Origin of the sequence: Aromatoleum diolicum, from assembly GCF_012910955.1 — a bacterium.
GTDB lineage: Bacteria > Pseudomonadota > Gammaproteobacteria > Burkholderiales > Rhodocyclaceae > Aromatoleum > Aromatoleum diolicum.
Window position 1 is genome coordinate 14,633 of the sequence record NZ_WTVQ01000002.1, and the last position, 24,133, is coordinate 38,765.

The 24,133-nt window shown below is 62.6% G+C and carries 19 protein-coding genes and 1 tRNA gene; 13 read left to right on the forward strand and 7 right to left on the reverse strand.

Features of this window, described 5'->3' with window-relative positions; genetic code table 11:
- The first annotated feature begins 156 nt into the window (after positions 1-156).
- The 3 genes from aliA (at position 157) to GPA25_RS01265 (ending at position 3,782) form a co-directional block, all read left to right on the forward strand.
- Positions 157-1,812 carry a cyclohexanecarboxylate-CoA ligase gene (gene aliA / locus GPA25_RS01255; RefSeq protein ID WP_169258537.1) on the forward strand — a complete coding sequence of 552 codons (1,656 nt, stop codon included), beginning with the start codon at positions 157-159 and terminating at the stop codon, positions 1,810-1,812.
- Positions 1,813-1,886: 74 nt separating this feature from the next.
- Entirely contained in the window at positions 1,887-2,354 is a 468-nt protein-coding gene (locus GPA25_RS01260) for a CBS domain-containing protein (RefSeq protein WP_169258538.1), read from the forward strand.
- A 138-nt stretch (positions 2,355-2,492) separates the two neighbouring features.
- Complete coding sequence (locus GPA25_RS01265) at positions 2,493-3,782, forward strand: GntP family permease (protein ID WP_343034790.1); 1,290 nt, start codon at positions 2,493-2,495, stop codon at positions 3,780-3,782.
- A 362-nt stretch (positions 3,783-4,144) separates the two neighbouring features.
- On the opposite strand, the gene GPA25_RS01270 is transcribed toward GPA25_RS01265, so the two are convergent.
- From GPA25_RS01270 to acs, 7 genes are all read right to left on the reverse strand, one after another.
- A tRNA-Ser gene (locus GPA25_RS01270) sits at positions 4,145-4,235 on the reverse strand.
- Between the two features lie 148 nt (positions 4,236-4,383).
- Positions 4,384-6,453 carry a sodium:solute symporter family protein gene (locus GPA25_RS01275; protein WP_169258540.1) on the reverse strand — a complete coding sequence of 690 codons (2,070 nt, stop codon included), beginning with the start codon at positions 6,451-6,453 and terminating at the stop codon, positions 4,384-4,386.
- A 64-nt stretch (positions 6,454-6,517) separates the two neighbouring features.
- A complete protein-coding gene (locus GPA25_RS01280; protein ID WP_169258541.1) occupies positions 6,518-8,686 on the reverse strand; it encodes an exonuclease domain-containing protein in 2,169 nt (722 codons plus the stop codon).
- Between the two features lie 3 nt (positions 8,687-8,689).
- Entirely contained in the window at positions 8,690-9,061 is a 372-nt protein-coding gene (locus tag GPA25_RS01285) for a response regulator transcription factor (protein ID WP_169258542.1), read from the reverse strand.
- Positions 9,062-9,093: 32 nt separating this feature from the next.
- Complete coding sequence (locus GPA25_RS01290; protein ID WP_169258543.1) at positions 9,094-11,850, reverse strand: sensor histidine kinase; 2,757 nt, start codon at positions 11,848-11,850, stop codon at positions 9,094-9,096.
- Between the two features lie 10 nt (positions 11,851-11,860).
- Positions 11,861-12,058 (reverse strand): hypothetical protein, encoded by a 198-nt coding sequence (locus tag GPA25_RS01295; protein WP_211162896.1) that lies wholly within the window; start codon positions 12,056-12,058, stop codon positions 11,861-11,863.
- Between the two features lie 200 nt (positions 12,059-12,258).
- On the reverse strand, positions 12,259-14,232 hold the full coding sequence (gene acs, locus GPA25_RS01300) for an acetate--CoA ligase (protein ID WP_169258545.1): 1,974 nt from the start codon (positions 14,230-14,232) through the stop codon (positions 12,259-12,261).
- A 254-nt stretch (positions 14,233-14,486) separates the two neighbouring features.
- Here acs and GPA25_RS01305 point away from each other — a divergent pair, with 254 nt between their 5' ends.
- The 10 genes from GPA25_RS01305 to GPA25_RS01350 all read left to right on the forward strand — a co-directional run bounded on the left by GPA25_RS01305 (position 14,487) and on the right by GPA25_RS01350 (position 24,097).
- Entirely contained in the window at positions 14,487-16,019 is a 1,533-nt protein-coding gene (locus tag GPA25_RS01305) for a fumarate hydratase (RefSeq protein WP_169258546.1), read from the forward strand.
- A 197-nt stretch (positions 16,020-16,216) separates the two neighbouring features.
- Entirely contained in the window at positions 16,217-16,852 is a 636-nt protein-coding gene (locus GPA25_RS01310; protein WP_169258547.1) for a hypothetical protein, read from the forward strand.
- Between the two features lie 83 nt (positions 16,853-16,935).
- The gene (locus GPA25_RS01315) at positions 16,936-17,799 is read left to right on the forward strand and encodes a DUF6502 family protein (RefSeq protein ID WP_169258548.1); all 864 of its coding nucleotides are present in this window, start codon (positions 16,936-16,938) and stop codon (positions 17,797-17,799) included.
- A gap of 242 nt (positions 17,800-18,041) precedes the next feature.
- Positions 18,042-19,349 carry a DUF5666 domain-containing protein gene (locus GPA25_RS01320; RefSeq protein WP_343034791.1) on the forward strand — a complete coding sequence of 436 codons (1,308 nt, stop codon included), beginning with the start codon at positions 18,042-18,044 and terminating at the stop codon, positions 19,347-19,349.
- A gap of 42 nt (positions 19,350-19,391) precedes the next feature.
- Positions 19,392-20,132, forward strand: coding sequence for a hypothetical protein (locus GPA25_RS01325; protein ID WP_169258550.1), 741 nt, complete (start codon positions 19,392-19,394; stop codon positions 20,130-20,132).
- Between the two features lie 219 nt (positions 20,133-20,351).
- Entirely contained in the window at positions 20,352-20,777 is a 426-nt protein-coding gene (locus GPA25_RS01330) for a c-type cytochrome (RefSeq protein ID WP_169258551.1), read from the forward strand.
- Between the two features lie 37 nt (positions 20,778-20,814).
- Positions 20,815-22,197: a cbb3-type cytochrome c oxidase subunit I gene (locus tag GPA25_RS01335; protein ID WP_169258552.1), complete on the forward strand. Its 1,383-nt coding sequence runs from the start codon at positions 20,815-20,817 to the stop codon at positions 22,195-22,197.
- Positions 22,198-22,387: 190 nt separating this feature from the next.
- On the forward strand, positions 22,388-22,984 hold the full coding sequence (locus GPA25_RS01340) for a cytochrome c oxidase subunit 3 family protein (protein ID WP_246265185.1): 597 nt from the start codon (positions 22,388-22,390) through the stop codon (positions 22,982-22,984).
- Positions 22,985-22,997: 13 nt separating this feature from the next.
- Positions 22,998-23,300: a cytochrome C oxidase subunit IV family protein gene (locus GPA25_RS01345; RefSeq protein ID WP_169258554.1), complete on the forward strand. Its 303-nt coding sequence runs from the start codon at positions 22,998-23,000 to the stop codon at positions 23,298-23,300.
- Positions 23,297-24,097 (forward strand): CbbQ/NirQ/NorQ/GpvN family protein, encoded by an 801-nt coding sequence (locus tag GPA25_RS01350; protein ID WP_169258555.1) that lies wholly within the window; start codon positions 23,297-23,299, stop codon positions 24,095-24,097. The genes GPA25_RS01345 and GPA25_RS01350 overlap by 4 nt, the downstream gene beginning before the upstream one ends.
- The last annotated feature ends 36 nt before the right edge of the window (positions 24,098-24,133 follow it).

Genomic DNA, 24,133 nt, shown 5'->3' on the forward strand with positions numbered 1-24,133 from the left:
CATTGTGCATTGACGCACAGGTCGTGTGCAACTTCTTGCTTTGGCGAGGGAAAATCGAGCCGGATAATCCTCGAGAACAGGATCGTGTGCGTCGACCAAAGCGCGATGTCGCACCGAATCAACCACACTCGCTTCATACCAATAAGGAGACAAGCAATGGACTTCGACGCAGTCTTGCTACCCCCCCGCCGTGCCGCCAGCATTGCCGCGGGCCTGTGGCCCGATCGCACGATCAATGACGAACTGGACGCGTCCGTCGCCGCCTTTCCCGACAAGATTGCGCTGACCGCAATGCGTGCGGAAAACGGCGAAGTGCGTCGGTTTACCTACCGCGAGCTGGCCGCCCTGGCCGATCGCGTCGCCGTCGGCCTGTCGCGCCTGGGTGTGGGCCGCAACGACGTGGTGGCGATGCAGCTGCCGAACTGGTGGCAGTTCACGGTGGTGTATCTCGCGTGCGCGCGCATCGGCGCGGTGATCAATCCCCTGATGCCGATCTTCCGCGAGCGCGAGCTGTCTTTCATGCTTGGCCACGGCGAGGCGAAGGTGCTGATCGTGCCGAAGACCTTCCGCGGCTTCGACCACGAGGCGATGGCGCGCGGGCTGCAGCCGAACCTGCCGGCTCTGAAGCGCATTGTGGTCATCGACAGCGACGGCCCGGACTCCTTCGAAGCGCTGCTCACGGCGCAGGCCTGGGAGAAGGAACCCGACGCCGCGGACATCCTGACGCGCAGCCGGCCGGGTCCCGACGACATCACGATGCTGATGTATACCTCCGGCACCACCGGCGAGCCGAAGGGGGTGATGCACTCGACCAACACGGTGATGGCGAACCTCGTGCAGTACGCCCGCAGGCTGCGCCTGGATCACGACGATGTCGTGCTCATGGCCTCGCCGATGGCGCACCAGACCGGCGCTGCGTACGGAATGATGCTGCCGATCCTGCTGCACGGGCGTTCGGTGATCCTCGACAAGTGGGAGCCGGCGAAGGCGGTCGAGCTGATCCGGGCGGAAGGCGCGACCTTCACGATGGCCTCGACGCCCTTCCTGACCGACCTGACGAAGACCGTGCAGGAACTGGGGCTGCCGGTGCCCACCCTGAGAAGCTTCCTGTGCTCCGGTGCGCCGATTCCCGGCCCGCTGGTCGAGCAGGCGCGCAAGGTCCTCGGCACCAAGATCGTGTCGGCTTGGGGCATGACCGAAATCGGCGTGATCACGATGATCGACCTCGACGACGACGACGAGCGCGCCTACTCGACCGACGGCAAGGTGATCGACGGCGCCGAGATCCGCATCGTCGATGAAGCGGGCGAAGAGCTTCCGCGCGGAGAGGTCGGTCGCCTCGTCGTGCGCACGTGCTCGGCCTTCGGCGGCTACCTCAAGCGGCCGCAATGGAACAACGTCGATGCCGAAGGCTGGCTCGACTCGGGCGATGTCGCGAAGATGGACGAGCAAGGCTACATCCGCATCAGCGGCCGCAACAAGGACGTGATCATCCGCGGCGGCGAGAACATTCCGGTGTTCGAGATCGAGTCCCTGCTGTATCGGCATCCGGCCGTCGAGCAGGTGGCGATCGTCGCCTACCCGGACGAGCGACTCGGCGAGCGCTGCTGCGCCGTCATCGCACCCAAGGCAGGCCAGACGATCGACTTCGCGTCGATGGTCGACTTCCTGAAGGCGCAGAAGGTCGCCATGCAGTACATCCCAGAGCGCCTGATCGTGCGCGAGACGATGCCCTCGACCGCGACCGGGAAGATCCAGAAGTTCAAGTTGCGCGAGTTGCTGCGCGAGGAGCTCAGCCTCCCCCAGCGATAAACGGTCGCGCCCCGTTCGAACATCCACGGGACAGCAAGCGATGTCGATAACACATACAAGGCAGGAGACAAGGAATGGAAAAGACCGTGAAGACGGCCCGGCAATTGGTGAAGGAGGTCGGGGTCGGCGTGGTTTCGGTCGGTCCGGACGAGTCCGTGATGGCGGTGTTGCAGGCGATGGCCGACAACGACGTCAACGGCGTGCTGGTGATCGACAACGGGCAATTGCTCGGCATCGTCACCGAGCGCGACTACGCCTTGAAGGTGGAACTGAAGGGCCGCACGGCCAGGGAGACCCGGGCGCGCGAGATCATGACCAGCAACGTGATCTGCGCCTCGGCCGATGACTCCTGCGAGCGCTGCATGGCAGTCATGCACAGCGAGTGGGTGCGTCATCTCCCGGTGATGGAGCAGGGCAAGGTGATCGGCGTGCTTTTCTTGCGCGACGTGCTGGAGGAAGTGGTAGCCGAGGACGAGCACCTCATCAAGGATCTCGAGCGCGAGCGCATCGAATCCAGCGGTGCCACCGGCGGCAACTACTGACCAGGCCCTCCCACTCCTCAACGGGTTCTCGAAATGTACGAATTCATCGTAATCCTGGCTGCGCTCGCGTTTCTGATGTTCGTCGCGTACCGCGGTTTCAGTGTCATCATCTTCGCACCTGTCGCCGCCCTCGGCGCAGTGCTGTTCACCGATCCTTCGCTGGTTCCGGCCATGTTCACCAGCGTGTTCATGGACAAGATGGCCGGCTTCATAAAGCTCTACTTCCCGGTCTTTCTGCTGGGCGCCGTGTTCGGCAAGGTCATCGAGCTGTCCGGCTTCTCGAAGTCGATCGTCTCCGCGGTAATCAAGCTTGTCGGGCGCGACCGGGCGATGTTTTCCATCGTGCTAGTCTCCGCCATCCTCACTTACGGCGGGGTGTCGGTGTTCGTGGTGGTGTTCGCGGTCTACCCGTTCGCCGCCGAGATGTTCAGGCAGAGCGGCATCCCGAAACGGCTCCTGCCGGGAACGATCGCCCTCGGGGCCTTCAGCTTCACCATGGATGCGATGCCCGGTACGCCGCAGATCCAGAACATCATCCCCTCGGCTTTCTTCAAGACCAATGCCTGGGCGGCCCCCTGGCTCGGCGTGGTCGGCTCGGTCTTCATCCTGCTAGTGGGTCTGACCTATCTGACCTGGCGGCGCAAACAGGCGGCGGCGAGAAACGAAGGCTATGGCGAGGGTCACCACAACGAACCCGAGCCTTTCTCCGGCGAGGCCCTGCCCTCCCCCTGGATCGCCATCCTGCCCCTGCTCGCGGTGGGCGTGCTGAACCGGGTTTTCGGCGCGTGGATTCCGCAGCTGTACGGCAGCACCCACGAAATGGCGCTGGCCGCGGGCGGCAAACCCGTCGTCACCGAGGTCTCCAAGGTCGCCGCCATCTGGGCGGTGGAAGCGGCGCTGCTGGTGGGCATTCTCACCGTGCTGGTGTTCGCGTTCAGGACGGTGAAGGCGAAGTTCGCCGAAGGGACCAAGGCGGCGGTGTCAGGTACGCTGCTGGCCTCGATGAACACGGCTTCGGAATATGGTTTCGGTGCCGTGATCGCCATCCTTCCGGGCTTTCTCATTGTCGCCGATGCACTGAAGGCCATCCCCAACCCGCTGATCAACGAGGCGATCACGGTCACCACGCTGGCCGGCATCACCGGCTCAGCCACTGGCGGCATGAGCATCGCGCTGGCAGCGATGTCGGAGCAGTTCATCGCTGCGGCCAACGTCGCCGGTATCCCGATGGAAGTCCTGCACCGGGTCGCTTCCATGGCAAGCGGCGGCATGGATACGCTTCCCCATAACGGCGCGATCATCACGCTGCTGGCGGTCACCGGCCTCACCCACCGCCAGGCCTACGGCGACATTTTCGCCATCACCTGCATCAAGACTGTGGCGGTGTTCGTGGTCATCGCCTTCTTCTACCTGACCGGGCTGTACTGAGCACCGCGTTCGCCGCAACAAGGCAGAGGAAACGGACACGCGGATCTTCCGCACTTCGTGTGACGCCGCCGGCATGATCGATCGCCGGCGGCGTTCTCCACGGGATGCGGAGGGTCCGCGCTGTCCTAACGCGCACCGACAAGCGAATGACGGCGTGGGCCGGCACCGGACGGCTGATCGGTCTAGCCCGTTTCCCGCTCGCGACCGAAAGTGCTCGCGGATTCTGGGTTGCTGACAGCAGTTCTCCAGTATCGTCCAACTCGACTCAATCGAAGCCAGCGTGCCATGGCTCACCGGATGGCATACCGAATAACGACAGAAATGAAAAGGCCCTTGATTTTCAAGGGCCTTTTCGTTGTCTGTGGCGGAGAGAGCGGGATTCGAACCCGCGTTGGGATATTATCCCAAACACGCTTTCCAGGCGTGCGACTTAAACCACTCATCCATCTCTCCGCGGAAGCCGCGCATTGTAGCAGAAAGGTCGTTGTACGGAAGCCCCAATTCCCCCAAAATTCACGGTCTGCAGCCACGCTCTCCGGCACGCCGACGGCATTACTGAAAACTGCTCGCGGCTGCGGCGAAACGTTCGCCATGGTGCGTCTCAGGTGGGAGGCAACTTCGATTCAGTGTGTAATCCTGGATCGTCCGCAGGCAGGCGCGGGTAACGCACGAAGTCGACCAGGTTGCGAATTTCCGCCGGCGGCGGTCGCGTGATCAGGCTCACCAGCACAATCGTGAGAAAGCCCAGCGGGACACCAAACACGCCACTGGATATGGGATTTATGTCGAACCAGGCATGGTCCATCGACCCGCCGAAGAACGGGTGGGTGCGGACGACGTAGTACAGGGTCACGGCCGGGCCGGCGAGCATCCCCGCCACGGCGCCCGGACGATTGGCACGCTTCCAGAAGATTCCCAGCACGAGAGCCGGGAAGAAGGCTGCCGCGGCAATCGAGAACGCAAGGCCCACCATGAACAGGATGTTGTCCGGCCGCAATGACGCCACCCATGCGGCGACAACGGCCACCACCAGCAGTTGCGACTTGGAGATCACCAGCCTGCGCTGCGTGCTCGCGCTCGGGTTGATGACCTTGTAGTAGAAGTCGTGCGACAGCGCGTTGGAGATCGTCAGCAACAATCCATCCGCGGTGGACAGCGCCGCTGCCAGGCCCCCCGCCGCCACCAGCCCGGTAATGACATACGGGAGTCCGGCGATTTCCGGGGTTGCCAGGAGAATGACATCCGTATTGAGGCTGAGCTCGGCGAGCTGCAGCACGCCATCGCCATTGATGTCCTCGATGGCGACCATCCCGACCTTGCCCCACGAGGCCAGCCAGTTCGGCAGCATCGCTATGCTCGATCCGATCAGGTTGTTGTACACCTCCCACTTCGCGAACACGGCATACGCGGGGGCGGTAACGTACAGCAGCAAGATGAAGAACAGTGACCAGAACACCGACTTGCGCGCTTCCACAACTCCGGGGGTCGTGTAGTAGCGCATCAGGATGTGCGGCAGCGCCGCCGTACCCACCATCAGGACGAATACCAGCGCAAGAAAGTTGTTGCGCGAAATGTCGCGCTTTTCAGGGGTGTCGCCCGGGTGCGCCTGGGCATGCCGGGGTGGTATACGAGATCGCTCGATGGCCTCCGTCCGGGCGCGTTCCCAGACCGCGCGCGCCTGCTCCGTGGTGCGAGGCAGGTCGCGCAGCGCCCGCTCCGTGTGGGCAATTTCACGAGCGGGGGCGTTTTCCAATCGCAACTGATTCAGCCGCTCGATCAGCGCACGGCGTGCGGCATCGAGTGAATCGGGCAGGTGTGCAATCTTGGCCGCATAGTCGTTCGCACGATGGGCAAACTGCCTGCGTACCTCGATTTCCGCGGGGTCGGTAAAAAGTTCTTCCTCCTTTTCCGACAGCTGCCCCAGCACGGTTCCGTACATCACCGGCGCGACCGGCACCCCGGTGACTTTGTAGGACAGGATCGTCACCGGAACGAGATACGCGATGATGAGGATCACGTACTGCGCAACCTGCGTCCAGGTCACTGCACGCATGCCACCGAGGAATGAGCACACGAGAATGCTCGCCAGGCCGACGAATAGCCCGATCTCGAATTCGACGCTGACAAAACGGCTGGTGATCAGGCCCACGCCATAGATTTGCGCGACCAGATACACGAAACTGGCGAGCACGGTGGCGATCAGCCCGACCACGCGCGCGACGTTGCCCTGATAGCGGGCGCCAAGGAAATCCGGGATCGTGTATTGGCCGAACTTGCGCAGGTACGGCGCCAGCAACAGGGCAACCAGCACAAAGCCCCCGGTCCAGCCGGTGACAAACGCAAGACCTTCGAACCCCGAGAAATACAGGGTGCCGGCAAGGCCGATGTACGAGGCTGCGCTCATCCAATCGGCCGCCGTTGCCATGCCGTTGAATACTGCGGGCACGCGCCGCCCCGCGACGTAGTACTCCGACACGTCGGCGGTCCGGCTCATCACGCCGATACCTGCGTAGATGGCAATCGTCGCGAACAGGAACACGTGGCCGATGACACCCGCCGACATGCCGAACTGCTCGCCCACCGCCAGGAGTGCCACGAAAGCGATGAAGCTCCCCGTATACCAGAAGTAGTAACGGCGCAGCCGGCGGGCGAACAGCGATTGCGCCCTCATGGGGAGAGCCCCTCACACGCAGGATGCAAGGCGCCGCATGCGGACGGCCCCACCATCGCTGGACTCAATACTTCACCCGCGCGTAGTAGGACTTCTCTGCCGCCTCACGCGCCTGGCGCAAGGTGCGAATGCCCTTTTCGGCGAGTAGCGGAATCATCTTCAGGAACACCTCGGCGGTGACGATTGCATCACCCAGCGCCGTGTGTCGCCCAATGATCGGAAGATTCAGCCGCTCGGCAATCGCTTCGAGCCGATGCGATTCCTGGTTGGGGTGGATCACCGCCGACAATAACAGCGTATCGAGGACCGGCTGATCGAAGCGGATGCCTGTCGCCTCTTCCTTCATCTGCAGGAAGCGCATGTCAAACGCCGCATTGTGGGCGATCAACACCGTGTCTTCCGTAAACGCGAGGAAGGCCGGCAGCACCTTCTCGATAGTCGGTTGCCTGACCAGCATGTCCTGCGTGATGCCGTGAATCTGGATCGACTCGGGCGACAGGTAGCGACAGGGATCGACCAGTTGCTCGAATGACTCCTGCCGCAGCAGCTTTCCATTGACGATGCGTGTTGCACCGATCTGGATGATTTCATCGCCTTGCGAGGGATGCAGGCCGGTGGTTTCGGTATCGAAAACCGTATAAGTCAGCTCGCTGAGCAAACGGTCATCCAGCGCACGGGATTTGTCAGACCATTTGAAGAGGTCGAAGTCGTAGTATTCGGGGCGACTTTCACCCTTGAGAAAGGCCGCGGCGTCGATTTGTTCCTGCGGCACCGCTGCCGGAAGCAGGATGCGGAAGAACGCCCGGTGACGCACCTTCTCGCGCTCGAGCCACATCTCGCCATCGTGCCGCTCGATGACGTCACGCACCGCAAGCGGACTGTTTTCGTCGCCGAAACGCATCGGCTCGAGTTCCCAGCTCATCACCGTTTCGGTGCTCATGGCCTGACCGGACCAGATCAGATCCAGATGCACGAGGCGGCCCGCGCCGCTCAGGCGGAAGCGCACTTCGCGCACCTCGAATTCGTCGGACAGGCGGCTGGCGAGATAGGTCAGTGCTTGCAGCAGCGAAAAGCTGTCGACCTTGACCCACAGCGACTCGTCGATCTCCTCAAGCTTGGTCGGCAGCTTCAACACGTTCTCGATGCGTCGCTGCGCGGCCGCGATCAGGTCGGCCCCCAGCATCTCTTCCAGCGGCCAGCGCGCCTTGAGCGAATCGGCAAATTCATTTGCCGTTTCGTCGAGCCGCGTGCTCATGGCCTTCACCTCGTCGCGGATCACCGTGCGGAAGCGTTCGCGCAACTCTTCCTGCAGGTCCGGGTACTCAAGCATCTCCGCCGCCGCGCGCACATTGGCCAGCGAGGCGCGATTGCCTTCGGTGAGCGTGTGCAGCATCTGGTCGCGACGCGACTCATTCTCGAAAGTGCGGGTGATGTTGTCGAGCATCAGGATGAAGCCGCCGATTGCCCGCTCGCCAACTTCATCCTGTCCCACCGACAACACCGGCGCCATCTGCACGCGCAGCAACTGCCCGGCACGCGTCGTCGTGATGAAATTCGCCACCGGCTGGACGGTGCTGCGGCGCAAGCGGTGCTGGATGCTTTCCAGCGCATGGGTGATCAGATTGCGCTCGAATACTGAATAAATCGAGCGCCCCAGACCGATCAGCTCACCTCCACCGGCCACGGCAGGGGCGTCGGACAAGGCGCGGAACTGCATGCGCGCACGGTTGTTGTAAAGCAGGATGCGGCCGTCGAGATTGCACACCACGACGCTTTGCGTGAGTTCCGACATCAGCGCGGCGAGGCGGTTTTTTTCTTCCTCTACCGACTGTTTGCCCTGCGCAATCTGCGCCTCGACGTCCTGCATCAACTCGTCGCGTTGCTGCGCCAGCGCGTTGACCGTGTGCGCCAGCGCCTGCACCTCGGGAGGACCGTCCGGCTTGACGCGAAAATCGCGATTCGCCCCGAGCATCAGCTGAAGGTATTCCGCCATGCGCAGCAAACCCTGCACGTACTGACGAAACAGATTGCGCACCACCGACATGCCGACTGCAAAACCCACAATCGTCATCAACGCACCCAGCGGCAGGTGCGGAACGATCACTTCGGTCAGCCGCGCGCGGTCGGCCTCACCTGCCTCCAGCCACACGAGCAACGCCGTCAACACGAACGGGCCGGTCATCAACAGGGCAAGGATGCAGACCGCGAGGATGAAGCGGGTGCGCGCTGTCATCGATCAGTGCTCCGCGAGCATGCTACGCACGCGCTCGACGAGCTCCTTGGTCGAAAACGGTTTGGTCATGTAGGCATCGGCGCCGAGCGCCAGCCCCTTCGCGACTTCGGTGTCACGCCCCTTGGCGGTCAGCATCAGGATGCGTACCGACTGGAGGTCGGGATTCGACTTCACCTCCTGACACACTTCGAATCCGCTCTTCTTCGGCATCATCACGTCGAGCAGCACAAGGTCCGGCACCTCGGCGCGAATCCGCTGCACCGCCTCCTCACCATCGTTCGCGATCAGGACCTCGTAACCCTCGCGTTTCATCAGGAATTCAAGCGAAATGACGATGTTCTGTTCGTCGTCGGCAATCAGTATTTTTTTGGCCATGCTTCCCCTCTCCCACTGCTTCGCATTCTAAGTCATTGCGTGGATTGCACCGTTTCCGCATTCTCCGGCGGCACCGGCAGCACGAACGTAAATGTCGAGCCCTGTCCGACAGTGGACCTCACCCAGAGTCGGCCGCCAAAATGCTCCACGATCTGCCGGCTGATCGGCAGGCCGAGTCCGGTTCCCTGCGGGCGAGAGTGCTCGTCTCCACCCTGGCGAAATTTCTCGAAAATCACACCCAATTCATCGGACGGAATCCCGGGACCGTTGTCCGACACATCGACGCGGATCTGTCCCGTCTCACGCGAGAGGCTAATGCGGGCCCAGCCCCCCGCCGTCGGTACGAACTTGGCCGCATTCGACAACAGATTGAGCATCACCTGCACCAGCCGGTCGTGATCGGCGCGCAGATGCAGAGCCTCGTCCGGCAGATCGAGTTCGACCACCGCACCGCGGTCGCGAAACAGTTGCGCCGTGGTTTCTACCGCCTGTTCGACCAGCTCTCGCATGTCGATGTCGGTGTTATGCCACTCGGCGTGTCCCGATTCGATCTTCGCCATGTCCAGTACCTGATTGACCAGGCGCGTGAGTCGCTCGGTCTCCGACACGATGATGCCGAGAAAGCGCGTCCGGTCCTTCAGATCGATCTTCGGATCGTCGAATAGCATCTCCGAAAACGCCCGGATCGAAGTCAGCGGTGTGCGTAATTCGTGCGTCACCGAAGACATGAAGTCGTCCTTGAGGCGATCAAGCTCCTTGAGGCGTTCATTTGCCGCCCTGAGTTCGGCCGTCGCCGCTTCGAGCGCCTGCGACTTTTCCTCGAGCTGATGCGAATAGGCGCGCACCTGCGAGGCCTCGTCGAGGATGTCCATCACCTCGTCGAGCCCCAGCGGCTCCTCCTGCACCACCGACGACACCATCACGCGCGCTGACGCACCGCCGATGGCCCCCGCCAGTTGCGTTTCGGCAAACTGCACAAGTCCGGGGTCTGGCTTGAGCTGCTCGATGCCACCCAGACCGCGCTCGAGCGCATACGTCTGAAAAATCCGGCGTGCACGCTCCGCGCCAAGAAAACGAGCGACCAGCGGCAGTAAATCCTGCACCTGGGCGCTGCCGCGCCAGAAGGTTGCCGGAGCGTCCTGCCCGCGCCGGAAGACATCGACAAACAACGTCGCCTGGCTGGCCTCCTGTCCCGTGGGCACCCGTGCCAGCGAAACCAATACGTAGCTGGCGATATTTGCGGCAAGACTCCAGAACAGCGCATGACTGATGCTGTCCAGTCCGGCCAGACCGAACAGCTGCTCCGGCCTCAGGAAACCCAGGCCGAACAGGCCATGGTCGAGAAAATCCCGATCCAGCCAGCCCGACTTTGCCACCGAGGGGAGCATCAGCGTATAGGCCCACACCACGAAACCGGCCAACAGTCCCGCCAAGGCGCCTTCGCGCGTACCGCCGCGCCAGTACATTCCGCCGAGCATTGCGGGGGCAAACTGTGCGACCGCGGCAAAGCTGATCAGCCCGATACTGACAAGTGCATAGGCCTCGCCCGCCAGACGAAAATACAGGTAACCCAGCAGCAGTACCCCGAGGATCGCGCCGCGTCGGATGCCCAGCAGCAGGCCGGTAAGGTCCGGATGTTCGCTGCGCTTGAAACGCTCGGTGCGCAACAGCAACGGCATCACCAGATCGTTGCAGACCATTGTCGACACTGCGATCGTCTCGACAATGACCATGCCGGTCGCGGCCGACAGTCCGCCAACGAATGCCAGCAGAGCCAGCATCCCTTCGCCGTGGGCCAGCGGCAATGACAGGACAAACGTGTCCGGATCCACCGTACCACGCCCGAAATACAGCAGACCGCCGAGCGCGATCGGCAGCACGAAAATGTTGATGAGCAGCAGGTAGGCCGGAAACAGCCAGGTCGCACGCCGCAGATGCTGCTCATTCACATTCTCGACCACCGTCACCTGAAACTGTCGCGGCAGGAAGATCACCGACAGCAGGGCCAGCAGCGTCATCGCGAACCAACCGCCGTAACCGGCGCTGCTGGCGGTTTTCAGGCTAAGTAGCCCCGCAAGTTCGGGATCTGCGAAGGCTCGCGCGAAGATGTCGCCGAAGCCGTCGAAAACGACGTAGGTGACAAAAACGCCGATCACCAGGAAAGCCAGTAATTTCACCACCGACTCGAAGGCAATCGCCGCGACCATGCCTTCGTGCCGCTCGGTAGCGTCGAGATGGCGCGCTCCGAACAACACCGTGAACACCGCCAGCGTCAGCGCGACGTACAGCGTACCGTCGTTCACCCAACTGGAACCTGCGAAAGGGAAGAAACCGCTGTCGTGCTGCCCGGTCAACACCGTATAGCCGCTCGAGATCGCCTTCAATTGCAGGGCGATGTAGGGGATCATGCCGACCACCGCGATGATCGTCACCAGGCCGCCGAGCAGATGGCTCTTGCCGTAGCGGCTGGCGATGAAGTCCGCGATCGACGTGATGCGGTAAGTCTTGGCGATGCGGATCATCTTGAGCAGCACCAGCCACGACAGAGTCATGGCCAGCGTCGGCCCGAGGTAGATCGGCAGGAACCACACCCCACCCGAGGCCGCACGTCCGACGCTGCCAAAATAGGTCCACGCCGTGCAATACACCGCCATCGACAGTGCGTAGGTCCACGAATTCGCGATGATCGATCGCCCCTGCTCCGCGCGACGATCACCGAAGTACGCCACCGCGAACAGCACCAGCAGATAGGCGAAGGAAACGGCGACGACGACGGTACCCGAGAGCATCCGTGATTCCTCAGCGCGCGCCGCGCTCGACGATCCACGCCACGACGCCGATCATCATGGCCCAGAGGACGAACAGGCACACCCATAGCATCGGCATGCCGATGAAGGGCTCGCTCCGATCGAACAGTGACAGCACGGGATAATTGAATAGCAACGCGCCCACGAAGAACGCCGCCACCAGTCGCTGCCCGGCAAGACCTGTGCGCATCATGGACTCCTCATGATGACGATGGCTACCCGATTATAACGGTGTCCCGAACGGCACCCGCTCCGCCAGGGGCGGGGCCGCGGGAAAAAAAAGGCGCGCTTGCGCGCGCCTTCTCCTCCTCCCATCGCCGGCTTGCGCCGGCTTGCCTCAATTATTCTTGTCGGGGCCGGCCTCTGACGGACCGTACCCCGACTATTCTTTTAAGCAGCAGGCTGCTTCAACTGCTCCAGGATCGCCGGATTCTCGAGGGTCGACGTATCCTGGGTAATCTCCTCCCCCTTCGCCAGCTGACGCAGCAGCCGGCGCATGATTTTGCCCGAACGTGTCTTGGGCAGATTCTCACCGAAACGGATGTCCTTCGGCTTGGCAATGGGCCCGATTTCGTGCCCGACCCAGTTCTGCAAGTCCTTGATCATCGTCTTGGCTGCCTCGCCGGTCGGACGGGCACCCTTCAGCACGACGAACGCGACAATGGCTTCACCGGTCAGATCGTCGGGACGTCCCACGACGGCGGCTTCGGCAACCTTCTCGTGCGCCACCAGCGCCGATTCGATTTCCATCGTGCCCATCCGGTGGCCGGAGACGTTCAGCACGTCGTCGATACGGCCGGTGATCGTGAAGTAGCCGGTGTCCTTGTCACGGATCGCGCCGTCACCGGCGAGATACAGCTTGCCCTTGAAGTCGTCCGGGTAGTACGACTTGCGGAAGCGGTCCGGGTCGCCCCAGATCGTGCGGATCATCGACGGCCACGGGCGCTTGACGACGAGGATGCCGCCCTGGCCGTTCGGCACTTCGGTGCCCGTTTCATCGACCACCGCGCACTGGATGCCCGGGAACGGCAGCGTGCAGGAACCCGGCACCAGCGGCGTCGCGCCCGGCAGCGGGGTGATCATGTGACCACCGGTTTCCGTCTGCCAGAACGTATCGACGATCGGGCAGCGGCTGCTGCCAACGTTCTCGTAGTACCACTCCCATGCGGCCGGGTTGATCGGCTCGCCGACCGAACCGAGGATGCGGAGGCTGGACAGGTCGTACTTCTTCGGGTGTACCGTCGGGTTGTTGTCGGCTGCCTTGATCAGCGAACGAATCGCGGTCGGCGCCGTGTAGAACACGCTGACCTTGTGGTCCTGGATCATTTTCCAGAAACGGCCGGCATCCGGGTAGGTCGGCACGCCTTCGAACACGATCTCGGTCGTGCCGCAGGCGAGCGGGCCGTAGGTGATATAGGTGTGGCCGGTCACCCAGCCAATGTCGGCCGTGCACCAGAAGACGTCGTCCGGCTTGATGTCGAAGGTGTACTGCATGGTCAGGATCGCGTGCAGCAGGTAGCCGCCGGTCGAGTGCTGGACACCCTTCGGCTTACCGGTCGAACCGGAGGTGTAGAGCAGGAACAGCGGATGCTCGGCATCGACCCATTCCGGCTCGCAGGTCTCGGACTGGCTGGCGCACACCTCGTGGAACCACTGGTCGCGGCCGGCAACCATGTTGCAGGCAACTCCGGTGCGCTGCACGACGACGACGTTCTTGATGCTTTCGCAACCGCCGAGGCTCAGGGCTTCGTCAGCGATGGGCTTGAGCGGCAGGGCCTTGCCACCGCGGAACTGGCCGTCGGACGTGATCAGTGCAACGGCACCGGCATCGTTGATGCGGTCACGCAGGGCCTGAGCGGAGAAGCCGCCGAAGACGATCGAGTGGGTCGCGCCGATACGGGCGCAGGCCTGCATCGCAACCACGCCTTCAATCGACATCGGCAGATAGATCACGACGCGGTCGCCCTTCTTGACGCCCATGCCGCGCAGTGCGTTGGAGAACTTGCAGACGCGTGCCAGCAGATCCTTGTAGGTGACGCGGGTGATTTCACCGCCGTCGGCCTCGAAGATGATCGCGACCTTGTCGCCCAGACCGTTATTGACGTTGCGATCGAGGCAGTTGTACGAGACGTTCAGCTGACCATCGGCAAACCATTTGAAGAAAGGCGCATTGCTCTCGTCGAGCACCTGCGTGAAGGGCTTTTTCCATTCGACCAGCTCACGGGCCTGACGCGCCCAGTAGCCCTCATAGTCGTCCTCCGCTTCCTTGCACAGCGCGCGGTAGGCATCCATGCCCGATACCGCTGCGTTCTTGACCATTTCTTCCGACGGGGTGTAGATGCGGGGCTGCTGCTCGTTGGACATACTGACCTCTCCTCAACTATTCAAAGTGGTTGAAGCTGCCCCGTTGCGGGGCGGCCGGTTGGTTCCGGCCTATGTTGTCGTTCGCGAAAATGCTGCATCCGCGATCTGGTCGGCATTTAAGGATAACTATCTTACACAGGACTTACATGGCACGGGATCTCGGCATTGCCCATTCCGGTGCTGCGCTGCCGCGAGACTGCTAGAATTGCGGCCCTACCGAGTTCCTGTTACCCGGCCTTACCTGGAGACGCGCCATGACCGTGATTCGCGAAGCAGACCTCATCCAGTCCGTCGCGGATGCCTTTCAGTACATCAGTTACTACCATCCGCTCGATTATATCAAGGCCCTTGGTGAGGCCTGGGAACGCGAGGAAAGCCCCGCCGCGAAAGACGCCATCGCACAGATCCTGACCAACTCGCGCATGTGCGCCGAAGGCCACCGTCCGATCTGTCAGGATACCGGGATTGCGGTCGTATTCCTGAAAGTCGGCATGAACGTGCAGTGGGACGCGACGATGAGCGTCCAGGAGATGGTCAACGAAGGTGTGCGCCGCGCCTACACCAACGTGGACAACAAGTTGCGCGCCTCGGTGCTGCTCGATCCGGCCGGCAAGCGCCAGAACAGCAAGGACAACACCCCGGCGGTCGTGCATTACGAGATCGTGCCGGGCGACCACGTCGAAGTCATCTGTGCGGCAAAGGGTGGGGGCTCCGAGAACAAGACCAAGTTCTACGCGCTCAACCCCTCCGATTCGATCGTCGACTGGGTCCTGAAGACCGTGCCGACGATGGGGGCCGGCTGGTGTCCGCCGGGCATCCTCGGCATCGGCATCGGCGGCACGCCGGAAAAGGCGATGCTGCTGGCGAAGGAATCGCTGATGGCGCCCGTCGACATCCACGAACTGAAGGCGAAGGCCGCTTCGGGCGCGGCGCTGACGCGCGTTGAGGAACTTCGCCTGGAGCTGATGGAGAAGGTCAACGCGCTGGGTATCGGCGCACAGGGCCTGGGCGGCCTCACCACGGTGCTCGACGTCAAGATTCTCGACTACCCGACGCACGCGGCGAGCCTGCCGGTGGCGATGATTCCGAACTGTGCGGCGACCCGCCACGTGCACTTCGAACTCGACGGCACCGGCCCGGCGAAGCTCGAAGCGCCGAAGCTAGAGGACTGGCCGGACGTGACCTGGCAGGCCGACACCAAGGTCGCCACGCGAGTGAACCTCGACACGCTGACGAAGGAAGAAGTCGCGTCGTGGAAGCCGGGCCAGGTGCTGCTGCTCAACGGCAAGATGCTGACCGGCCGCGACGCGGCGCACAAGCGCATCCAGGACATGCTGGCGAAGGGCGAGAAGCTGCCGGTCGATTTCACCAACCGCGTGATCTATTACGTCGGCCCGGTTGATCCGGTACGCGATGAGGTCGTCGGCCCGGCCGGCCCGACCACCGCGACGCGCATGGACAAGTTCACGCGCATGATGCTCGAGCAGACCGGCCTGATCTCGATGGTGGGCAAGGCCGAACGCGGCCCTGCCGCGATCGAGGCAATCCGCGACAACAAGTCGGCCTACCTGATGGCGGTCGGCGGTGCTGCATACCTCGTCGCGAAGGCGATCAAGACGGCGAAGGTGGTCGGCTTCGCCGACCTGGGCATGGAAGCGATTTACGAGTTCGACGTGCAGGACATGCCGGTGACCGTTGCCGTGGACTCCAGCGGCACCAGTGTGCACAACACCGGACCGAAGGAATGGCAGGCCAGGATCGGCAAGATTCCGGTCACCACCGCCTAAGCGCAGCCAGACTCGCAGATGTAACAGAAGGCCCGCCCGGGAAACCGGTCGGGCCTTTTTCATTGGCGCAGAACCGGCTGCGGGCACACATCCTGATACAAGCGACACGGCTATCCGCCTTGACTCACCAATGTTCCGAGCCTAATCTTGGCTTGCGTGGGAAATATTCCCACTTAAAAGACCATCAGGAGAAAGAGATGAAAAGGACTTCGTGGATCACCGCCCCGCTGTGTGCGACAGCGGCACTGTTCATTGCCCTCCATGGCACCACCGTCGGCGCCGCCGACAGCGACGATCTGACCGCCGAGGGCGTCAAACTGCGAGGCGACGGTAGTGTCGACGACTCGCAGCCAATGGGCGCAGCCCCGGTGCAGACGGTCGAAACGGTCACCAATCCCGACGGTACGACGACCGTCACCCGCGTCCGCACGCTGAGCGCGACCGGCGCCGCGCCGACCCGCAACCGCAGCATGGAGATGACCTTCGGCACCGATGGCGGACTGCTTGAACAGTCCCGTACCGACATCCGAACCAATGCGGACGGCGTGGTCGTACGCGAACGCAGTTCCAGCCTGGAGCTCATCGACGGTGTTCCGGTACGCACGCGCAGCGACATCCGTCGCAACGACGCCGGCGAGGTCATCCGCAGCCTCGAGCGCGTGAAGACCGTCGATCGTCCCGCGTCATCGAGCATTGAGCGCGCAGAACGCATCGAGAAACGCGAGCGTCCGGAGAAGCTCGAGCGCATCGAGAAGGTGGAACGTCTCGAAAGGATCGAACGCCCGGAAAAGGTCGAGCGTCTGGAAAAGATCGAGCGCCGCGAGCGCGGTTGATCGCGTCACGTCCAACGGGAGCACATGGAAAGTTTTCCCACACGGCGATAGAATGAAACTTACTATCATCAGGAAAGACTTCCATGCCCTCCCCGAACCCGCCGGCGTCGGTCCTTCACGCGCTTCGGCGCGTGATGCGGCCGCTGGTGCGTTTGATGCTGAAGAAGGGCGTTACCTATACTTACTTCGCCGACATGCTGAAGGGAGTATTTGTCGAAGTTGCGGAGCAGGAATTCCGTCTTGACGACAAGCCGCCGAGTGACAGCCGCATCAGCCTCATCACCGGCGTACATCGCAAGGATGTCAGGCGTCTGCGTGACGCGCCGCACGATTTCTCGGAACAACTGCCGGAGGCGGTATCCCTCGGGGCACATCTGGTAAGTACATGGCTGAGCACGCCACCGTTCTGCATCCGGCCCGGCCAGGCGGCGCCATTGCCGCGGCTTGCGAGCGCTGGCGGCGGGCAATCGTTTGACGCCCTCGTCGGCCACGTGAGCAAGGACATCCGCGCCCGTGTCGTGCTCGACGAATGGCAGCGCCTGGGAATTGCGCGTATCGATGGCGAGGACCGGGTGCATCTGGAAACAACCGCTTTCGTGCCGCAGAAGGGCTTCGACGAGAAGGCGGCGTATTTTGGTCACAACGTTCACGACCACGCCTGCGCAGCGGTACACAACCTGACGGCCGACGGGCCGGCCTTTTTCGAGCGCAGCGTGCATTACGATGCACTCTCCCCCGCCAGCATCGAACAACTACGCGACGCCGTATCGGCAGATGGCATGCAGACGCTGATCGCCTTCAATACGCTCGCGTCCCAACTCGAAGCACGCGATGCCACGGGCCCCGACGCACAGCAGCGGGTCACCATCGGCCTGTATTTCTACAGCGAAGCGAGTGCTCCGCCGCCGACAGCGGTAGTCGATGAATCGGGGACCAAACATCCGTGACCACTCTTTCCGGCACTCTCTGCAAGCTTGCGAGCAGCCTTGCCCTGGCACTGTGTATGTCTGTGTCGGTACATGCTGCGCCGGTGTGTGTCGACCCCGGGGGCATCGGGGGCACCGGTGCCCCCCAACGTGAAGGTGGAATCGGTGGAACCGGTGCGCCGACCACCGACCACGGCATTGGCGGAACCGGCGCACCACAGCCTGCCAGTGCCGCGCCGGGGATCGGCGGAACAGGCGCTCCCGTGGCAAGCAACCCCGGCGGATCCGGTGGCACCGGCGAGATCGCTCACGGCGGCATCGGCGGCACCGGAGCCCCCGCTCGTGACGGCGGCCTCGGCGGCACGGGGATTGTCGGGACGATTACCGGCTTTGCCTCGATCTGCGTCAACGGCGTCGAGGTGCACTATGAGGAAGAGGTACCGGTCACCGAGAACGGCGTCAGCAGCAAGACCGCCCGTCTCGCGGTGGGTCAGGTGGTAGCGGTGGAAGCCGGCACCACCAGCCGCGGCCTGGAGGCACGCAACATCGCGATTCTGAACGCGTACGAAGGACCATTGACGTCCCTGCCAACCGCATCGTCGCCGCTACGCGTGATGGGTCAAAGCGTGCGCCTCGCTCCGGACGCGAAAGTCGATGCGGGACTGCGCTCCGGCGAACCGGTGCGGGTCAGCGGCTTGCGCAGTGCGCAGGGCGAAGTTGTCGCCACGCGCATCGAACGCGCGCCGGATATGCGCGACGCGAGCGCCATCGGCGCGATCGACCGCAAGGACTCGTTGCTGGGGCTGGCCTTGTCGGGCAAGGCTCCGGCTGATGGGCGCGAATTGCTGGTGCGCGGCACGTGGACCGGGACAACGCTGCAGGTGACGCAGGCGCGCAATGACCCGAGCATTCCGTTTGCCGGTCGCGTGCGGGACGCCATCGTCGAAGGACTGGTGCTTGATCGTCTCGACAACCGCGTTATGATAAGTGGCTTCTCGGTGGAGCTGGATGGCGGCACGGCGTTTAGCGGCGGCGAGGTAACCGATCTGAATACCAACCGGCGTGTGCGCGTCAGTGGCGTCTTCAGCGGCACCCGAGAGGTCAAGGCAACGCACATCGAGTTCGTGCGTGATGGCTCGGAGTCGCGCGGCGGCGGGCAGCGCGGCAAGTCAGGCGCGAAGTCCGACGGGCATGAAGACGAGGACGAAGACAGCCGCAGCGGCTCGGGCAAGTCGCGCGTCGACACGGACGACGGACGCATCCGCATTGAAACCGAAGACGAAAGCGGGCGCGAAAGGATCGAGCGCAGCGTATCGGCTACGGGGGAAATCGAACGTGAGAAGATTGAACGACGCGTCGAAAATGCCGATGGGGAGCTGCTGCGCCGGGAGCGTCTGGAGGTTCGGACATCAGGGGATCGGACGGAAATACGCGAACGTGTCGAAATCTTCAACAAAGGGGAGCGCATCGACCGCGTGGAGCGCATCGACAGAATCGAAAAACCGGAGAGAGTCGATCGACCACCGAAGATCGAAAGGCCGGAAAAAATCGAAAGACCCGATCACGATTAATTCAATACGCCAACACACTGCAATCTGACAGGGAGGAAACACATGGGACACACTCGTACGCTCGCAGCAGGCATTCTCGCGGCCATGACGCTGCCGGCAGTCGCCGGCGAGCTGACAATGACCACAGGACTCGACTATTCGAGCGGCAAATACGGCACGAACACCACCAGCGAAACCTGGTACGTGCCGATTGCGGCGAAGTACGAAACCGGGCCGGTGACACTGAAGATGACTGTTCCCTACCTGAGCATCACCGATGCCGTGGTGGGACCGGACGGCGATCCGCTGGAGGGTGGCGACTGTAGCGGCACGGAAACCGGCCTCGGCGACATCACCGCCAGCGCCGGCTATACGATCCTCGACGGTAGCAAGGGCGGTCTGCTGCTCGACGCCGTCGGCAAGGTGAAGATGCCGACGGCAGAGAGCTCCTGCCTCGGCAACAACAAGACCGACTATGCGCTGCAGGTCGACGTGGCCAAGAACTTCGGTTCCGTTACGGGCTTCGGTACGCTGGGCTGGAAGAACATGGGGGATTCCGACCTCGACGATCCCGTGTATGCGACGGTCGGTCTGGCACTCAAGCTTGCACCGGCCACCACCGTCGGCGCGGCCTACGACTGGCGCGAGAAGCTCACGTCGCAAGGCGATCCGATCAGCGAGATGTCGCTGTTCGTGAGCCAGAAGCTGAGCGACGCATGGAAGCTGCAGGTGTATGGCGTCAAAGGCTTCACCGACAACAGCCCGGAATGGGGTGGCGGCGTGATGGTGAGCCACACTTACTGATCTTTTAAGCCCGGTTTAACCGGCCGGCGGGGCCGGAATTGCGCGAAGGGAAACCTTTTCCGCAATTCCGGCCCCATTTCTTTGCCGCACCAAAACCCGCCAACTTTGCGAAATTGATTCAAATCATGGAGTCGCCCTCCCCCGCTGAGCATCATGCGTTCAACCTTCGGGTTATTTATCAACCACTCGGACGCATGACAAAACAATGAGGGGAAAACCATGAGCGGTACCTTCACCAAGGCGATGGCTCGCAACATCTTTTACGGCGGGACAGTGTTCTTCTTCCTGCTCCTGGTGGCGCTGACCTTCGACACCATGAGCGGACTGCCGAAATCCGACAACAGAGCCAATCTCACCCCGTCAGTGCTGGCAGGCAAGCACATATGGGAAACACGCAACTGTATCGGTTGCCACACCCTGCTGGGCGAGGGCGCGTACTTCGCGCCGGAGCTCGGCAACGTCTATCCGCGCCGCGGACCGGAGTTCATCAAGGCGTGGATCAAGTCGCAACCGACCGGAGCGCCCGGACGCCGGCAGATGCCTCAGTTCAACCTGACTGAGCAGGAACTGGACGACCTGGTGGCCTTCCTGAAGTACACCTCCGAGATCAATACCCAGAAATGGCCTCCCAACATCGAGGGCTGAGCGCAGCGAATCGAAAACTTCAAGGGGATATCAAACCATGAAATACTCATCGCAATCGGTCGCGCTGCCATACTTCATAGCGGCGATCGGACTTTTCGTCGGGCAGATCATCTTCGGCCTGGCCATGGGCCTGCAGTACGTGGTCGGCGACTTCCTGTTCCCGGAAATCCCGTTCAACGTCGCGCGGATGGTCCATACCAACCTGCTGATCGTGTGGCTGCTGTTCGGCTTCATGGGGGCAGCGTACTTCCTGATTCCCGAAGAGACGGAAACCGAGCTCTACAGCCCGAAGCTGGCACTGTTGATGTTCTGGGTCTTCCTGATCGCGGGCGCAGCGACGATCCTCGGCTACCTGCTGGTGCCGTATTCGACGCTTGCCGAGATGACGGGTAACAACATCCTGGCAACAATGGGTCGAGAGTTCCTCGAACAGCCATTGCTGACCAAGATCGGTATCGTCATCGTCGCACTGGCGTTCCTGTTCAACATCAGCATGACGATGCTGAAAGGCCGCAAGACCGTGATCAGCATCGTGCTGCTGCTCGGCCTGTGGGGCCTGGCGGTGTTCTTCCTGTTCTCGTTCTACAACCCGGGCAACCTGGTGAAGGACAAGTTCTACTGGTGGTGGGTGGTGCACCTCTGGGTGGAAGGCGTGTGGGAACTGATCATGGCGGCGATGCTGGCCTTCGTGCTGATCAAGGTTACCGGGGTGGACCGTGAAGTGATCGAGAAGTGGCTGTACGTGATCATCACGCTGGCGCTTGTCACCGGCCTGATTGGCACCGGTCACCACTACTTCTGGATCGGTACGCCGCAATACTGGCAGTGGTGGGGTTCGATCTTCTCGGCGCTGGAACCGATCCCGTTCTTCGCGATGACCGTGTTTGCGTTCAACATGGTGAACCGTCGCCGCCGCGAGCATCCGAACAAGGCTGCTGTGCTGTGGGCGCTGGGCACCGGCGTGATGGCCTTTCTCGGCGCGGGCGTGTGGGGCTTCCTGCACACCCTGGCCCCGGTGAACTTCTACACGCACGGTTCGCAGATTACCGCTGCCCACGGCCACATGGCCTTCTACGGCGCCTACGTGCTGGTGGTGCTGACCATCATCAGCTACGCGATGCCCTTGCTGCGCGGTCGTGCCGCCAACAGTGAGCGTTCGCAGGTGTGCGAGATGTGGGCGTTCTGGCTGATGACGATCTCGATGGTGTTCATCACCCTGTTCCTCACCGCCGCCGGCATCCTGCAGGTGTGGCTGCAGCGCGTCTCCGACACGCCGATGCCGTTCATGCAGGTGCAGGACCAGATCGCGCTGTTCTACTGGATGCGCCTGTGGGCGGGCGTGGTGTTCTCGATCGGCTTGGTGACCTACCTGGTGAGCTTCTTCGTCAAGGGCGAGAGCAAGCCTCTGATCACTGCGTAATCGAACTCTGCTCCCGGCTCGTCAAGAGCTGAGGACGCGGACTTGGGGCGGCGTTTGCCGCCCCTTTTTTATTTTGTGGGTGGGATTCCCCGAAGATCCGGAAGACGGCCGGCGCGAGTTAACCAGAATCAAGGTCCAAGGGGACGTCGCTTCGTAGACTGAACCCATGAACACTTGCGCCCAAACCCTGATGCCCTCCCTGCCCGTCCAAGCTCCTGCGCCGGCTGCTGCCGTGCGGCACCTTCCCGGCGACTTGGCGATCTGGGTCTTCATCTTCGCCGAGTTGCTCGTATTCGGTGTGTTCTTCATCACCTACGCCTTTGCCCGTTCGAACAACGTCGAACTGTTCAACGCCGAACAACTCGCGCTCGATCGAACGTCGGGTGCGGTCAACACCGTGCTGTTGCTGACCTCGAGCTTCCTGGTGGTGCGCGCAGTGCAGTTCGCGCAAGCGGGCGAGAGCCGACGCGCAGCCCCCTGGCTTGCCGGCGCGTTCGCATGCGGCGGCGGCTTCGTCGTCGTGAAGCTGTTCGAATACGCGGAGAAGATCGCCGCGGGCGTGAGCCTGTCGTCGAGCACCTTCCACATGTTTTATCTGTCGCTGACCTTCTTCCACTTCATGCATGTGATCCTCGGGATGGTGATCCTCGTTGCCATGTGGAACGGCGCCCGCAACGGTCGCTACGGTCCCGACAACATGAACGGAATCGAGACAGGCGCCGCTTACTGGCACATGGTGGATCTGGTGTGGCTGATCCTGTTTCCGCTGATCTACGTGATGCGCTGAGAGGTACCCAACAATGCAATCATCACTCTCCTCCCCGCGCGCCTCCTCGCACGGCACACCGCGGCGCGCCGCGATCATCTGGGCAATCCTGATCGCCGCGACGATGCTGACCTGGACCATCGGGGAAGGCGGCAAGGCTGGCCCCGTAGTAACGGCACTGCTGTTCGCGATCGCGTTCGGCAAGGGCTCCCTGATCATTCTCGATTATATGGCGCTGCGTCGCGCCCCGCTGATGTGGCCGATGCTCGCGCTCGGCTGGATGACCCTGGTGTGCTCGCTGATCGGTCTCGCCTACTGGAAAGGACTCGCAACATGAAGCTTGAATCTCCCCAACTCGACGCTCCGTTCTACCAGCCGGCGGGTGACGAAATCAGCGTCTTCGAACATGCGTGGAAGAACCGCCTGCCGCTGTTGATCAAGGGCCCGACCGGCTGCGGCAAGACGCGCTTCGTCGCGCACATGGCCGCACGCCTGGGCCTGCCGCTGTTCACCGTGGCCTGCCACGACGACCTGACCGCCGCGGATCTGGTCGGCCGCCATCTGATCGGCGACGGCCAGACGATGTGGTGCGACGGCCCGCTGACGCGCGCGGTGCGCGAGGGGGGAATCTGTTATCTGGACGAGGTGGTCGAAGCACGCAAGGACACGACCGTGGTACTGCATCCGCTGGCCGACGACCGCCGCATCCTGCCGATCGACCGCACCGGCGAACAGCTGCTGGCACCGCCGTCCTTCATGCTGGTGGTGTCCTACAACCCGGGCTACCAGAACCTGCTGAAGGGGATGAAACCCTCGACGCGGCAGCGTTTCGTCAGCCTGCGCTTCGACTTTCCGGCGAGCGAGCGCGAGGAAGCGATCCTGATCGGCGAATCCGGTTGCGCGCCGGACCTGGCGCGCCGCCTGGTGTCGATCGCGCACTCGCTGCGCACGTTGAAGGACCAGGATCTTGAAGAGGCAGCGAGTACCCGCCTGCTTGTATATGCGGCACTGCTGGTGCGCGACGGCATGGACCCGGTGACCGCCTGCCGCGCAGCAATTGTCGAGAGTCTCACGGACGACCCGGAAGTCGCCGAGGCACTGATGGAAGTGGTTTCGGCAACCTTCGGCCGCTGAGGATTGTCCCGGCGCCCGGTCCAACCGCCAGGAGAC

Excerpts from the sequence above, each read along its gene's own strand:
- aliA (WP_169258537.1), top strand. The coding sequence starts at position 157 with ATGGACTTCGACGCAGTCTTGCTACCCCCCCGCCGTGCCGCCAGCATT.
- GPA25_RS01260 (WP_169258538.1), top strand. The coding sequence starts at position 1,887 with ATGGAAAAGACCGTGAAGACGGCCCGGCAATTGGTGAAGGAGGTCGGG.
- GPA25_RS01275 (WP_169258540.1), bottom strand. The coding sequence starts at position 6,453 with ATGAGGGCGCAATCGCTGTTCGCCCGCCGGCTGCGCCGTTACTACTTC.
- GPA25_RS01280 (WP_169258541.1), bottom strand. The coding sequence starts at position 8,686 with ATGACAGCGCGCACCCGCTTCATCCTCGCGGTCTGCATCCTTGCCCTG.
- GPA25_RS01285 (WP_169258542.1), bottom strand. The coding sequence starts at position 9,061 with ATGGCCAAAAAAATACTGATTGCCGACGACGAACAGAACATCGTCATT.
- GPA25_RS01290 (WP_169258543.1), bottom strand. The coding sequence starts at position 11,850 with ATGCTCTCGGGTACCGTCGTCGTCGCCGTTTCCTTCGCCTATCTGCTG.
- GPA25_RS01295 (WP_211162896.1), bottom strand. The coding sequence starts at position 12,058 with ATGCGCACAGGTCTTGCCGGGCAGCGACTGGTGGCGGCGTTCTTCGTG.
- acs (WP_169258545.1), bottom strand. The coding sequence starts at position 14,232 with ATGTCCAACGAGCAGCAGCCCCGCATCTACACCCCGTCGGAAGAAATG.
- GPA25_RS01305 (WP_169258546.1), top strand. The coding sequence starts at position 14,487 with ATGACCGTGATTCGCGAAGCAGACCTCATCCAGTCCGTCGCGGATGCC.
- GPA25_RS01310 (WP_169258547.1), top strand. The coding sequence starts at position 16,217 with ATGAAAAGGACTTCGTGGATCACCGCCCCGCTGTGTGCGACAGCGGCA.
- GPA25_RS01315 (WP_169258548.1), top strand. The coding sequence starts at position 16,936 with ATGCCCTCCCCGAACCCGCCGGCGTCGGTCCTTCACGCGCTTCGGCGC.
- GPA25_RS01325 (WP_169258550.1), top strand. The coding sequence starts at position 19,392 with ATGGGACACACTCGTACGCTCGCAGCAGGCATTCTCGCGGCCATGACG.
- GPA25_RS01330 (WP_169258551.1), top strand. The coding sequence starts at position 20,352 with ATGAGCGGTACCTTCACCAAGGCGATGGCTCGCAACATCTTTTACGGC.
- GPA25_RS01335 (WP_169258552.1), top strand. The coding sequence starts at position 20,815 with ATGAAATACTCATCGCAATCGGTCGCGCTGCCATACTTCATAGCGGCG.
- GPA25_RS01340 (WP_246265185.1), top strand. The coding sequence starts at position 22,388 with ATGCCCTCCCTGCCCGTCCAAGCTCCTGCGCCGGCTGCTGCCGTGCGG.
- GPA25_RS01345 (WP_169258554.1), top strand. The coding sequence starts at position 22,998 with ATGCAATCATCACTCTCCTCCCCGCGCGCCTCCTCGCACGGCACACCG.
- GPA25_RS01350 (WP_169258555.1), top strand. The coding sequence starts at position 23,297 with ATGAAGCTTGAATCTCCCCAACTCGACGCTCCGTTCTACCAGCCGGCG.